Genomic DNA, 13,263 nt, shown 5'->3' on the forward strand with positions numbered 1-13,263 from the left:
GTGACAGGGAGGGGAGGATTTTGTGGGCGCTAACAGGAATTTGGACCGGTTGGTCACGGAACGCCGCGCGGGGGTGATTCACCTCAATACGCGTTGGCAGTTCGATAATTATCCGCCTCCCGCGACGGAACACATGAGAGTTGCGCGACGGGCGGTACGCGAACGTGATTGTTGCGTCTCGACTGTTTTTCCCGCGGGAGGCATTAACTCCGTGTCAGGCCGGGTCCGTCGCCGGTTTTACCGCCCCTTCGAGAATCGACAGCGGTTTGCGGACCCGCGCGCCCAGGCCGGAATCATGGCGCGCATGGACCTGCTTGGAGACTTCGAGCATCACCACGCCCGCCGCCAGCACGCCCGCCGCCTTGGTGCCCAGCCGCTCCCACATCGCGGCCGAGCGCAACCAGAAGCGGCGATGGCTCGGCGGGATATAGAGAGCCCCGGTATGCCGCTCGGGCACGAAGCCGGACCGGCGTGCGAGCTGGTCGAGCTGCCCCAGCGTGTAGGGTTTGCCGAAGCCGAAGGGCGTGGTTTCGCGCGGCGCCCAGAGCCCGGCGCGGTTGGGCACGATGAACAGCGCCCTGCCCCCCGGCCCCAGCACCCGCCAGCATTCCTGCATCAGGGCCTCGGAATTGTCGGAGGTCTCCAGCCCGTGCATCACGATCAGCCGGTCCACCCGGCCCGTCTCCAGCGGCCAGCGCGCCTCGTCGCACAGGACCGAGACATTGGGCATCCCCGCAGGCCACGGCATCACGCCCTGCTCGGCCGGCATCAACCCGATCACCCGGCGCGCAGGCTCGAGGTAAGGACGCAGCAGCGGCACCGCGAAGCCGTAGCCCGCCACCGTCTGCCCCGCCATCTGCGGCCCCGTCGCGGGCCACATGGAAACAACCCGATCCCGGATTGCCCGCTGCGCCGCACGGCCTAGCTGGGTCCGGTAGTAGAAATTCCGCAGGTCGAGAACGTCGAGATGCATTGCGCCTTTCGCTTCCTTCGGCTTAGCTATGTGCCAAGATAATCAAAGCGGTAGAAAACACCATGGCCGTTGAGCTTCTCATCATTCCCTGTCTCGCCGACAATTATGCCTATGTCGTGCACGAGGCGGCGACGGACACAACCACCGTGATCGACGTTCCCGAAGCGCCGCCCATTCTCAAGGCGCTGAACGAACGGGGCTGGAAAGCGAATCTGATCCTGCTGACGCATCATCATGCCGATCACATCGATGGCGTTCAGGCATTGTCAGCGGCAACGGGGGCGAAAATCGTGGGGGCCAAGGCGGATGCGCATCGTCTGCCCAAGCTCGATCAGGAGGTCAGCCCCGGCGAAAAGCTCGCGATCGGGATGGAGCATGTCGAGGTTCTGCCCGCCGATGGGCATACGGTCGGCCATATCGCCTATTACTTCCCCGAGGGCGGTCTGCTCTTTTCCGGCGACAGCCTGATGAGCTGGGGCTGCGGACGTCTCTTCGAGGGCTCGGCGCAGCAGATGTACGATACGCTGACGCGGTTCAGCGAGTTGCCCGACAAGACGTTGGTCTGTTCGGGGCATGAATATACTGAGGCAAATGGTCGCTTCGCGCTCTCGATCGAACCGGAGAACCCGAACCTGCTGGCGCGGATGGAGGACGTTCGCGCGACCCGCGCGCAGGCCCGTCCCACCGTTCCGGTCGAACTCGCACTGGAGAAAGCGACCAACCCGTTCCTGCGCGGCGACGATCCAAAACTGCGCGCGGCGCTCGGCCTGCCCGAAAGCGCGACGCCCGTCGAAGTCTTCACCGAAGCGCGCGCCCGCAAGGACCGGTTCTAGGCCTCACCGCCGCGCATCGCGCAACACGCTCAACGCCAGCGCGGCGAGCACCGTCCCCATCGCCCAGCGTTGCACCCGCATCCAGAGCGGGCGCGCTGCGAGGAACCGGGCCATTGCGCCTGCGCCCAGCACGATCGCGGCGTTCACGCTCACCGAGATCACGATCTGCACCGCGCCCAGCGCCAGTGATTGCGCCAGCACCGACCCTGTAGCGGGGTCAATGAATTGCGGCAGCAGCGACAGATACATCACCGCGATCTTCGGATTGAGGAGGTTGGTGACGAAGCCCATCACGAACAGCTTGCGCGGCCCGTCGATCGGCAACTCGCGGGTCTCAAAGGCCGAGCGCCCGCCCGGCCGCACCGCCTGCCATGCCAGCCAAAGCAGATAGAGCGCCCCGGCCATCCGCAGCGCGTCATAGGCATATGGCACGGCGAGCACGATCGCAGTGATCCCGAAGGCCGCACAGAGCATGTAGAAGACGAAACCCAGCGCCACCCCACCCAGTGAGATCAGTCCCGCGCCGCGCCCCTGACAGATCGTGCGCGAGACCAGATAAATCATGTTGGGACCGGGGCTCAGCACCATGGCCAGCGCCACGGCACCGAAAGCGAGGAGATGGGACAGGTCGGGCATCGGAGGACTTTCTCAGTGGTCCGTGCAGATTAAAGCGGCCCCTGCGCGCCGCAAGCCCGCGCTCAATCAAGATTTGCGAAAGCGGCCTCGAGATGGGGCGCGTATTTCTCCCAGTCCTGCGAGCTGCCTTTGTAGATCGGCTTGCGCACCTGCGTGTTCGACGTGGTCGCAACCGTGCGGGCGTTGTCCTGAGGGCGCAGGCAGGCGTCCTCCCAAGGCAGCCCGAGGGCCTCGATCAGCGCACGGCTGCGCGCCTCGGGGTCTTCCGTCAGCGCCTCGTAGTCGCAATCGACGATCGTGCCGGGCTGCGTCGCCCAATGCGCCATCAGATCGCGATAGAGCCCGTGATAGGCTACGAGATCGTCGAGATCATGCGCGTAGCCATTCCCCGCGCTGGAAAAGAAGTTGCGATAGATCGACCAGAGCGTCGCGCGCGGATCACGATGGACATGCACGATGAGCGCGCGCGGAAACAGCGCCCGGATCGCGCCGATCCAGCGGAAATTGAGCGGCATCTTGTCGGTCACGAAGGGCTTGCCATCGGCCAGCCCGGCGAGCGTCTCGTAATAGGCGGCGCGGATGCGCCCCGCCTCCCGGGTCAGGGCCTCCGGGTCGCTCCAGTCGATCGCGCTCATCTCGCGATCGAGCGTGGCGATCTCATCGCCCGGCGCAACCTGACTGTGCTGGGTGACGATCTGCTCGACCAGCGTCGTGCCCGAGCGCGGCAGACCCAGCAGGAAGATCGGCACCTGGGCAGCGCGGTCGGCCTCGGTCTCGGGGATCGGCGGATGAGCTTCGGCGAACCGGTCGCGCAGCTGCGCAAACAGCTTGCGGTCCTGCGCGATACCGTAGCCTAGCTCTGCTTTGCGCCTTGCATTAGCCGAACGCCAGAGCGCGAAGGCCCGCTCGGCCCTGCCCACATCATGCTGCGCCTTGGCCAGCGCGAATTCGAGCAGCATCCGGTCATGCTCCGAATGCCCTTCCGCCGCGACCTGTGTCTCGAGTTGCCAAAGCAGCGGGTCATCCGGCACGAAGCGATGCAGGGGCGAGAGGTTCCACCAGGCCTCGGCATAACTCGGGTCAGCAGCCAGCGCCGCCTCGAACCGTGCCTGCGCCCCCGCGATGTCGCCCTGTGCGAGAAGTACGATCCCAAGATTGTTCAACAGCAACACGTGGCGCGGATCGAGCGACAGCCCCTTTTCCAACCGGAGCCGTGCCCCGGTGAAATCCCCCTCGTTCAGCAGCAGATTGCCCAGATTATTGAGCATATGCACATCATTCGGCGCGACCTCGAGCGCGGCCTCGAACCGTGTGCGCGCCTCGGCCTCGCGCCCGAGCGCGAGCAGCGCATTACCCAGATTGTTGAGCGCGACCGGATCGCGTGGGCGCAGCGTCAACACGCGCTCGAACTGAACGATCGCGTCTTCGTGCTGGCCCAGCTCCATCAGCTCATTGCCCAGATTGCCGTGCGTATCGGCATGATCCGGGCGCAAGGCGATCAGGCGGCGATAGGTCTCGGCCGCCCCGGCATGATCGCCCAGCGCCCCCTGCCCCGCCGCGCGGAATTCGAGCAACAGTATGGTGTCAGGATGGATCCGCAGCGCGCGGTTCGCTTGGTCGACCAGCTCGCGATTGCGCCCCGTCTGCATCAGCCCCATCAGCTGCTGCACCAGCGCGCGCGGCGGCCCCGCGGCGGGTTTCGCCTTACTGGCCTGCCCCAGTGCCTCAAGCCCCGCCTTCGCGCGCTTGTTGCCGGGAAACCGCCCGAGTACCTCGCGGTAAAGCGCCTCGGCCTGCGCGATTTCCCCACGCTTTGCATGACCACGCGCGGCAAGCAGAATCTTGTCAACGGACCCGGCCATTGGCTCTCCTTCGCAAATTCGTCCCGACCATAGCGAGCACCCGGACGATGACAAGCGCCGCCAAGAGCCGGTCTCAGCGACATGGCTCAAGGCCCGACTAAATCGGCGGGGCCTTCAGAGGACAAGCCCAGGCTTAATCGAGCTTGGCGAAAGCTGCCTCCAGATGGGGCGCGAATTTCTCCCACGCCTGCGAGCTGCCCTTGTAGATCGGTTTCGTAACCTGATCGCGCGACGCGGTGCGCGCGATGCGCGTATTGTCCTGCGGGCGAAGACACGCCTCGTCGAAAGGCAGTTCGAGATAGGCCAGCATGTCGCGGATCACCGGCTCCGGCGTCGCGGTCAGCTGTTCGTAATCGAGATCGTAAAGCGTCGCGCCGAACAGCGTGCGCCAATGCGCCATCAGGTCGCGATAGAGGCCATGATAGGCAACGAGATCATCCAGATCATAGGCGTAATCATTGCCATCGGAGCTGAAATTGAGCCGGAAGATCGACCAGATCACCGCACGCGGATCGCGGTTGGTGTGGACGATCTTCGCCTGCGGGAAGATCGCCCGGATCGCGCCCAACCAGCGGAAATTGAGCGGCATCTTGTCGGTCACGAAGGGCGCGCCCTGCCCGAGCTTGCGCAGTTTCTCGCAATACTCGGCGCGGATCTCGGGTGCTTTCTGCGCCAGCAGATCGGGATCGGTCCAGTCGAACTCGTTGAACTGTTGGCTCAGCTCGGTCAGCTCTCCGCCCGGTGCGACCTGCGGATGCGCCGAGATGATCTGCTCGGTCAGGGTCGTGCCCGAGCGCGGCAGGCCGACGATGAAGATTGGCTCGGGGCCGTCAGGCGCGGCTTCGGGGATGTCCGCGGGCGGGGCGGGAAACGCCTGTTTGATCTGAGCGAAACGCTCCACGTCGCGCGCAATGGTGTAGCCCTGAGCCTCTTTGCGCAGCGCATTGCCGCGCGTGTAGTGACCGAAAGCGGCCTCGGTCTCGCCCGACTCCTCGCGCAGCTTGCCAAGTGCGAATTCGAGCCCCGCGCGTTGCTTCGCGCTATGGCCCGGCTGCGCGAGCGAATCCGTGAGCGCATCGAAAAGCGGATCGTCCGCCGTGGCGCGCTGGATATGGGCGAGCCCGGCGAGTGCATCCGGGAAGCCGGGCCGGTAGTGCAAAGCGCGCTCGTAGCTCTCGCGCGCCGATTGCTTGTCGCCTTTTGCGAGAAGGAGATCGCCCAGCGAAGACAGGGTCAGATAGTGATCGGGTACTTTGTGCAAGAAGGCCTTGAGGTGGAATTCCGCCTCCTCCAGCTCTCCATCTTTCGCCAGCATATTCCCCAGATTCAGCTGTGCTTCGGCGAAATCGGGCGCAGCCTCATGGGCCGCGTGATAGAGTTTGCGCGCGGTCTTGTCGTCACCCGCCCGGCGTTTCGCATTGCCGATGTTGTTGAGCGAAACCGGATCGCCGGGCCGTAATTCCAACACGCGCTCGAACTCGGCCACGGCCTCGCCGTCGCGGTTCAGCGCCATCAGTTCGTTGCCGTAGCTGCCATGCGCGTCGGGCGCGTCAGGGAACATCCCCACCAATTCGCGATAGAGCGCCGCCGCGCCCTCGTGATCGTCCAAAGCCGAGAGCGCCGCTGCACGGACTTCCATCGCAGCCGGCGCACGCGGGAATTGCTTGAGAACGCGGGCGGCGGCCTCGGCGGCCTCGCGGTCACGGCCCGACTTCTTAAGGCCGAAGAGCTGGTCGATCACCGGGCGCGGCGGGTTCATCGGACGGGTGGAGGCGCGGGTCTGCGCGATCTCGGCCAGCCCGGCTTGCGCGCGCTTGTTGCCGGGAAACCTTGCCAGCACCTCGCGATAGAGCGCCTCGGCCTCGGCAAAGGCTCCGCTTTTCGCATGGGTCTTCGCCGTGCGCAGCGTCTTGTCTATCGGTCCGGCCATCGCGCTGTCTCCGTGTTCTGTCCCGCCTGTAAAGTCGCGCCGCACCATAGAGGCACCGCGCATGATGGCAAGATGTCAGACGCCCGTGCAGTCGTCACCCAGCCCCGAACCGGCGACGCCGCGCCACTGCGCCCTCGCCGCCCCCGCGCTTGCATCCGCGCGTGCCAGGCGCGATACCTGTTTCACCTTTTCCGACCCCAGCGAACCGATGCCGATCTCACACCTGCCCAAGAATGTCCGCCGCCAGTTGCGCCGCTTCGGCCCCTCCATGGGGCGCAGGCCCGCGGTCGACATTCTGCGGGGCGCGGTCGGTGCGGGGGTGGCGATCCTCGTCGTGACCTTCATCGTGGCCACCCTGCCCCATTCGCGACAGGCCGGGATCTACCTCGTCTCCAGCTTCGCCTCGATGGCGGTGCTGTTGTTCGTTTTGCCGAATTCGCCTCTGGCGCAGCCATGGTCCGCGATGATGGGGATGATGATCTCCGCCGTGGTGCCGGTCGCGGTGCTGATGGTGACGCCGCCGCCCTATGCGGACGGGCTCGCGGTGGGCGGGTCGATTGCGGCGATGATGGCCGCGCGCGCTCTGCATCCGCCGGCGGCCGGGATCGCGCTGCTGGTGGTGCTGGAACATGAGGCCGGGCGACGGCTCGGCTTCGATTTCGCGATCTTCCCGATCGCGGTGATGACCGTGCTGATGATCGGTTTCGCGATGCTCTGGAACCGGCTGTTCGGGATTTCCTATCCGACGCGCCCGCTCGCCTATCACCCGGCCCATGTCGGACGCGCCCGCGGCCCGGCCCGCTCGCTCAGCCAGCGCGACCTGTCGAACCTTCTGGTCGAGTTCAACCAGTCGGCCAATATGGACCCCGCCGATCTGGCACGGCTGATGGCGGTGGCCGAACACCGCGCCGCCGAGTCGCTTCTCGCCGATACGCATGTGCGCGATCTGATGACGCAGAACCCCGTCACCGTCAGCCCCGAAGCGCCGCTGTCGGAAATCGTGCGCAAGATGACCGCGCTCAACGTGCACACGCTGCCGGTGGTCGACAATTCCGGCTATTATCTGGGCGTGGTCGATCAGCACGACGCGCTGGAGGAACTGTTCAAGGAATTCGACATCCTGCGCCGCCCCTTGCGCTTTCGCGCGGCGCCCCCTGAGGCCGAGGTCCGCGCGATCTTCCATACCGATATCGAGACGGTCGAGGGCGACACGCCGGTGGGCGAATTGCTCGAACGGCTGGCCCGGCGCGAGGCGCGCGTCGTGCCGGTGACCGAAAGCGGACGGCTCGTCGGGATCCTGACCCGGACCGACATCATGGCGCTGCTGCTGGAACATTCGCCTGCCGCCCATACCGAGGCGGAGCTCGACGAGGAAGTCTACGACGACGAAGAGGAGCCCTCGTCCAAATCGACACCCGCCGCGAGCGCCGAAGACACCCCTGAGCGCGCGGGCAACACTGACCCCGAAGAGGCCGAACTGGCCGCGGAATTGCACCAGAGCACCGCGCGCCGTCCGCCGGTCTATGAGGACACGCAATACGACACCGCTGAAAGCCGCGGCGAGTCGCCCAAGTAACCGGCAATACGCTTGAACGCGCGAAAACCCTCCCCATATGGGAGAGGTCACACGCAACCCCCCAAGATATTGCGCGCCTCATCGGTATCCCTGCACCGTCGCGCCCGTTAAATGACCGTTTTTTCCGCACGAATCGGAGTCCGGTCGGATTTTGGGCATGAAAAGACTTGAAGCGCGGCGATTTCCACCGAACTTTAATCTTATAGGGCAACACTAGGCTGGGTATCCTCCCGCGCCGCCCTCCGAGGAAAGGAGCAGATAATGCCGTCGTTTTCCAATACGCTCGAACAGGCAATCCACGGGGCGCTGGCGCTCGCCAATGCCCGAAAGCATGAACTCGCGACGCTAGAACACCTGCTCCTCGCCTTGATCGACGAGCCGGACGCCGCGCGGGTGATGAAGGCCTGCGCCGTCGATACCGACGAATTGCGCCAGACCTTGGTGGAGTTCATCGACGATGAGCTGTCCACCCTCGTGACCGAAATCGAAGGCTCGGAAGCTGTGCCGACCGCCGCCTTCCAGCGCGTGATCCAGCGCGCGGCCATCCATGTCCAAAGCTCGGGCCGCTCGGAAGTGACCGGGGCCAATGTGCTCGTCGCGATCTTCGCGGAACGCGAAAGCAACGCCGCCTACTTCCTGCAAGAGCAGGACATGACCCGCTACGACGCGGTGAACTTCATCGCGCATGGCGTGGCGAAGGACCCCGAGTTCGGCGAGACGCGCCCGGTGTCGGGGGCCGAGGAAGAGGCCAAGGCCGAAGGGGCGACCCAGGCCGAAGCCAAGGATTCCGCGCTCGAGAAATACTGCGTGAACCTCAACGCGAAATCCGAGAAGGGCGATGTCGATCCGCTGATCGGGCGTGAGCACGAGGTGGAGCGCTGTATTCAGGTGCTGTGCCGCCGTCGCAAGAACAACCCGCTTCTGGTGGGCGATCCCGGCGTGGGCAAGACCGCGATCGCGGAAGGTCTCGCGCTGAAGATCACGCGCGGCGAAACCCCGGAGATCCTCGCCAATTCGACGATCTACTCGCTCGATATGGGCGCGCTGCTCGCGGGGACCCGTTATCGCGGCGACTTCGAGGAGCGTCTGAAGGCTGTCGTGAAGGAGCTCGAAGAGCATCCCGACGCGATCCTCTTCATCGACGAAATCCATACCGTGATCGGTGCTGGCGCGACCTCGGGTGGCGCGATGGATGCGTCCAACCTCCTGAAGCCCGCGCTTCAGGGCGGCAAGCTGCGCACCATGGGCTCCACCACCTACAAGGAGTTCCGCCAGCACTTCGAGAAGGACCGCGCGCTGAGCCGCCGGTTCCAGAAGATCGACGTGAACGAGCCGTCGGTGCCGGATTCCATCAAGATCCTGATGGGTCTGAAGCCCTATTTCGAGAAGCACCACGACATCCGCTACACCAATGACGCCATCAAGACGGCGGTGGAACTGTCGGCGCGCTATGTCCATGACCGCAAGCTGCCTGACAAGGCGATCGACGTGATCGACGAGGCGGGCGCGGCCCAGCATCTCGTGGCCGAAAGCAAGCGGCGCAAGACCATCGGCCCGAAAGAGATCGAGGCGGTCGTCGCCAAGATCGCGCGGATCCCGCCGAAATCGGTCTCGAAGGACGATGCCGAGGTGCTCAAGGATCTCGAGAAGTCCCTCAAGCGCGTCGTGTTCGGTCAGGACAAGGCGATCGAAACGCTGTCCTCCGCGATCAAGCTGGCCCGTGCGGGTCTGCGCGAGCCGGAGAAGCCGATCGGCAACTACCTCTTCGCGGGCCCGACCGGCGTCGGCAAGACCGAGGTCGCCAAGCAGCTCGCCGATACGCTCGGCGTGGAACTGATGCGCTTCGACATGTCGGAATACATGGAGAAGCACGCGGTCTCGCGTCTGATCGGTGCGCCTCCGGGCTATGTCGGCTTCGATCAGGGCGGCATGCTGACCGACAGCGTCGATCAGCACCCGCATTGCGTGCTGCTGCTCGACGAGATCGAAAAGGCCCACCCGGATGTCTACAACATCCTGCTGCAGGTGATGGATCACGGGAAGCTCACCGACCATAACGGCCGGACCGTCGACTTCCGCAATGTGATCCTGATCATGACCTCGAATGCGGGCGCCGCCGAGCAGGCGAAGACCGCAATCGGCTTCGGGCGCGATCGGCGCGAGGGCGAGGATACTGCCGCGATCGAGCGGACCTTCACGCCCGAGTTCCGCAACCGTCTGGATGCGGTGGTCAGCTTCGCGCCGCTGCCGCGCGAGGTGATCTTGCAGGTGGTCGACAAGTTCGTGCTGCAACTCGAAGCGCAGCTCATCGACCGCAACGTCCATATCGAGCTCACCCCGGCCGCCGCGAACTGGCTCGCCGAGAAGGGCTACGACGACAAGATGGGTGCGCGTCCGCTGGGCCGGGTCATTCAGGAGCATATCAAGAAGCCGCTCGCCGAAGAGCTGCTCTTCGGGAAGCTCACCAAGGGCGGCGTCGCCAAGGTCTCGGTCAAGGACGACAAGATCGTCATCAAGGTCGAGGAACCGGGCAAGAAGCGGATTTCCGGCTCCAAGCCGCGCCTGCTGACCGCCGAATGATCTAGACCGTGCTCCGCGCGGTATTGATAAGCCTACTCGTCCCGGCCGTGCCCTGCATGGCCGGGACTTTTCTATCCGACGCGCCGAAGCTGCAAATGCCGGTCGAGTGCACACTTGGCCAAGACTGCTACATCCAGAACTACGTCGACCGCGACCCCGGCTCCGGTGTGCGCGATGCGGGTTGCGGCGGGCTGACCTATGACGGCCACAAGGGCACCGATTTCGCGCTGCTGACCGAAGCGCAGATGCAGGCGGGCGTGCAGGTGATCGCCGCCGCCCCGGGCCGGGTGGTCGCCACCCGCGACGAAGAGCGCGACGGGGCTTATGCCAGCGGAAAGAAAGTCGCGGGCAAGGAATGCGGAAACGGGATCATCATCGATCTCGGCAATGGCTGGCAGTCCCAATATTGCCATCTGCGCGAAGGCTCCATTTCCGTGAACAGGGGCGACCGGGTAAAAGCCGGCGAACCGCTCGGCCTCGTCGGACAATCAGGCCAAGCGGAATTCCCGCATCTGCATCTCTCGCTGCGCCACGACGACACCGTAGTTGACCCGTTCGACCCTGAAATGCAGGACGCCTGCGCCAGCGATGCGACGCAAACGCTCTGGACCGATCCGGTAAAATATTCCTCGAGCGGTTGGCTCGACGCCGGGCTCACCGCCACCGTGCCACGCTTCGAGACAGTCTTGGCCGGCGCTCCCCTGCCCCCGCCCCGCGAAACCGGACCCGCGCTTGTCTTGTGGGGCTACGGTTTTGGACTGCGTGCGGGGGACACGATCGGGTTCGCGATCACCGGCCCGGACGGGATCAGCATCAGGACGACCAGCGAGGTCGACGCGTCCAAGGCCCGGTTCTTCCGCTATGTCGGCAAGAAGACCCCACCTAGCGGCTGGCCCAAAGGCACCTACGCAGGACAGATCACGCTCAGCCGCGACGGCGCAGTGATCGCCCGCCGCCCCGCCTCCGTTCGGATAGACTAGCCCTCACGGAATCCGTGCGGCAGGCCCCGGCTGACCCGAGGGCTTCTCCCCGGCCTTGGCCTTCTGCGTGGTCTCTTCCTCAAAAGCCTCGGGCGGCAGGAGCGAAATCAACCGCCCGCCCGGCTCGACCTTCATTTCGGCCGGATCGATCACGAAGCGCAGATCGCCGCTTTTCGCCACGACCATTACGGGCTTCGCCTTGGGCCGCTTCTCGCGCCACTGGGTCAGCGTGTATTCCTCGGTGATCCGGGTCACGCGGAAACGCCAACCCTCCGACAGCAGCTTCTCCCAATTCTCCAGCGTCCGCCCCTCGCCAAAGCGGCGCCCACCGAGCTGCGTCGGCAGCGCGTGGCGCTCGCGGTCGTCCTTCTGGCGCGGCACCTGCCAGACCTTGTCGCGGCCCAGCTCGGGCGCGAGATCGGTCGCGACCAGCGTGTTGTAGGCGTCGTTGTCGGTGGCGGCGAGCAGGGTCGAATAGGCCATCAGCTCGACCTTGTCCTCCGCCGCCTCGCCCAGAATGTCGCCGTAGAAGGTCTTGAGCCCATTGGCGCGCGGGCGGATCAGGTGGGCATGGTTCGGGTCGGTGATCAGCACCGGCACCTCGGCCTTGTTCAGCGTCTCGGCCAGCGCCGTGGTGAAGCGCGAGCCGCCCACGATCAGCAGGCCCGGCTTGTCGGCATTGGCGAGCCCCAGCTTCCGCGCGAGCGGCGCCAGCGTGAAGCCGTGCACGATTACCGTCACCAGCACCAGAACGAAGGCCAGCGGCCCGATCCGCAACCCGTCCGCGACGCCGATCTCCGCCAGGCGCTGCCCGAAGAGGCCCGCCACCGCGACCAGCACCACCCCGCGCGGGCCGGTAAAGGCGATCAGCAGCCGTTCGTTGCGCGGCAGTGCCGTCCCGATCAGCGAGATCAGTACCGTCAGCGGCCGCGCCACCAGCACCACGAGAATAACGAAGAGGAGCGCGTGCCAGTCGAGCGCGGCAAGCTGGTCGATCTCGATATTCGCCGCGAGCAGGATGAACACGCCCGAGACCAACAGCACGGTCGCGTGTTCCTTGAAGCGGCGCAGTTCCTCGTAGGACGGCAGGTCGGCATTGCCGATCACCAGCCCCATCACGGTGACCGCCAGCAGCCCGCTTTCATGCAGCACGTGGTCGGTCACCGCGAAGGTGGCCAAAAGCGTCGCGAAGAGCACCGGCACCTTCATGAATTCCGGCACCCACCCGCGCGAGAAGCTGCGCGCGATGCCCCAGCCGATCGCGCCGCCGATCGCGGCCGCAAAGCCGATACCGAGCGCGAGATGCCACACCGCCTCGCCCATCGGCAAGTTGGATCGCAGCGTGAACACTACCTCGAAGGCCAGAACCGCCGCGAGCGCGCCGATCGGGTCGTTCACGATGGCTTCCCATTGCAGCAGACGCGCGGGGCGGCGGGCGAGTTTTGCCGTACGCAGAAGCGGCGCGATCACCGTGGGGCCGGTCACGACCATGATGCCGCCGAAAACAGCCGCGCTTTCCCAGCTGAGCCCCGCGCCCCAAACGAGCGCGAGCACCGAGAGGAACCAGCCCAGAGGTGCGCCGATGAAGACCAGTCGCCGTACGCCGGTTTTCGCGTCGCCCAAGCGGTGGAAATCGAGGGAGAAGCCCCCCTCGAACAGGATCACCGCCACCGCGAGCGCGATCAACGGGCTCAGCAATTCTCCGAAATCCCGGCTCGGGTTCAAAAGCCCCGTCGCGGGTCCCGCGATGAGCCCTGCGACCAGCATGATCACGATGGCGGGCAGGCGCAGGCGCCAGGCCAGCCATTGCGCCCCGACACCGCACACACCCACCAGCGCAAAGGCCAATACCGGGCCGAGACCCGCCGATTCCGCAACTGCCATACCTGTCCC

9 protein-coding genes are annotated in these 13,263 nt (G+C 65.4%); 4 read left to right on the forward strand and 5 right to left on the reverse strand.

Translation table 11 applies throughout. The features are described from left to right. Nucleotides 1–214 precede the first annotated feature (214 nt). Complete coding sequence (locus tag BMI85_RS01680; protein ID WP_078519404.1) at nt 215–973, reverse strand: methyltransferase domain-containing protein; 759 nt, start codon at nt 971–973, stop codon at nt 215–217. Nucleotides 974–1,035: 62 nt separating this feature from the next. Here BMI85_RS01680 and gloB point away from each other — a divergent pair, with 62 nt between their 5' ends. Further along, nucleotides 1,036–1,806 (forward strand): hydroxyacylglutathione hydrolase, encoded by a 771-nt coding sequence (gloB, locus tag BMI85_RS01685; protein ID WP_078599283.1) that lies wholly within the window; start codon nt 1,036–1,038, stop codon nt 1,804–1,806. A gap of 3 nt (nt 1,807–1,809) precedes the next feature. On the opposite strand, the gene BMI85_RS01690 is transcribed toward gloB, so the two are convergent. The 3 genes from BMI85_RS01690 to BMI85_RS01700 form a co-directional block, all read right to left on the reverse strand. Then, nucleotides 1,810–2,442, reverse strand: coding sequence for a LysE family translocator (locus BMI85_RS01690; RefSeq protein WP_078599284.1), 633 nt, complete (start codon nt 2,440–2,442; stop codon nt 1,810–1,812). A gap of 62 nt (nt 2,443–2,504) precedes the next feature. Further along, a complete protein-coding gene (locus BMI85_RS01695; RefSeq protein WP_078599285.1) occupies nt 2,505–4,304 on the reverse strand; it encodes a tetratricopeptide repeat-containing sulfotransferase family protein in 1,800 nt (599 codons plus the stop codon). A 133-nt stretch (nt 4,305–4,437) separates the two neighbouring features. Beyond that, on the reverse strand, nt 4,438–6,234 hold the full coding sequence (locus tag BMI85_RS01700; RefSeq protein ID WP_168174717.1) for a tetratricopeptide repeat-containing sulfotransferase family protein: 1,797 nt from the start codon (nt 6,232–6,234) through the stop codon (nt 4,438–4,440). 208 nt (nt 6,235–6,442) lie between these two features. Here BMI85_RS01700 and BMI85_RS01705 point away from each other — a divergent pair, with 208 nt between their 5' ends. From BMI85_RS01705 to BMI85_RS01715, 3 genes are all read left to right on the forward strand, one after another. Then, a complete protein-coding gene (locus BMI85_RS01705; protein ID WP_168174718.1) occupies nt 6,443–7,810 on the forward strand; it encodes an HPP family protein in 1,368 nt (455 codons plus the stop codon). A gap of 261 nt (nt 7,811–8,071) precedes the next feature. Further along, entirely contained in the window at nt 8,072–10,390 is a 2,319-nt protein-coding gene (gene clpA / locus BMI85_RS01710) for an ATP-dependent Clp protease ATP-binding subunit ClpA (protein ID WP_078546640.1), read from the forward strand. 56 nt (nt 10,391–10,446) lie between these two features. After that, the gene (locus tag BMI85_RS01715; RefSeq protein WP_078599288.1) at nt 10,447–11,370 is read left to right on the forward strand and encodes a M23 family metallopeptidase; all 924 of its coding nucleotides are present in this window, start codon (nt 10,447–10,449) and stop codon (nt 11,368–11,370) included. A 3-nt stretch (nt 11,371–11,373) separates the two neighbouring features. Here BMI85_RS01715 and BMI85_RS01720 read toward each other — a convergent pair whose 3' ends face one another. Then, the gene (locus BMI85_RS01720; RefSeq protein WP_078599289.1) at nt 11,374–13,254 is read right to left on the reverse strand and encodes a sodium:proton antiporter; all 1,881 of its coding nucleotides are present in this window, start codon (nt 13,252–13,254) and stop codon (nt 11,374–11,376) included. Nucleotides 13,255–13,263: the final 9 nt, after the last annotated feature.

The sequence above is a fragment of the Thioclava sp. DLFJ4-1 genome (assembly GCF_002020145.1).
In the GTDB taxonomy this organism is placed as follows: Bacteria; Pseudomonadota; Alphaproteobacteria; order Rhodobacterales; family Rhodobacteraceae; genus Thioclava; species Thioclava sediminum.

What these genes read in the sequence shown, in the direction of transcription:
- BMI85_RS01715 (WP_078599288.1), top strand. Translation starts at nt 10,447, where the DNA reads ATGGCCGGGACTTTTCTATCCGACGCGCCGAAGCTGCAAATGCCGGTC.
- BMI85_RS01705 (WP_168174718.1), top strand. Translation starts at nt 6,443, where the DNA reads ATGCCGATCTCACACCTGCCCAAGAATGTCCGCCGCCAGTTGCGCCGC.
- BMI85_RS01700 (WP_168174717.1), bottom strand. Translation starts at nt 6,234, where the DNA reads ATGGCCGGACCGATAGACAAGACGCTGCGCACGGCGAAGACCCATGCG.
- BMI85_RS01690 (WP_078599284.1), bottom strand. Translation starts at nt 2,442, where the DNA reads ATGCCCGACCTGTCCCATCTCCTCGCTTTCGGTGCCGTGGCGCTGGCC.
- clpA (WP_078546640.1), top strand. Translation starts at nt 8,072, where the DNA reads ATGCCGTCGTTTTCCAATACGCTCGAACAGGCAATCCACGGGGCGCTG.
- BMI85_RS01720 (WP_078599289.1), bottom strand. Translation starts at nt 13,254, where the DNA reads ATGGCAGTTGCGGAATCGGCGGGTCTCGGCCCGGTATTGGCCTTTGCG.
- gloB (WP_078599283.1), top strand. Translation starts at nt 1,036, where the DNA reads ATGGCCGTTGAGCTTCTCATCATTCCCTGTCTCGCCGACAATTATGCC.
- BMI85_RS01695 (WP_078599285.1), bottom strand. Translation starts at nt 4,304, where the DNA reads ATGGCCGGGTCCGTTGACAAGATTCTGCTTGCCGCGCGTGGTCATGCA.
- BMI85_RS01680 (WP_078519404.1), bottom strand. Translation starts at nt 973, where the DNA reads ATGCATCTCGACGTTCTCGACCTGCGGAATTTCTACTACCGGACCCAG.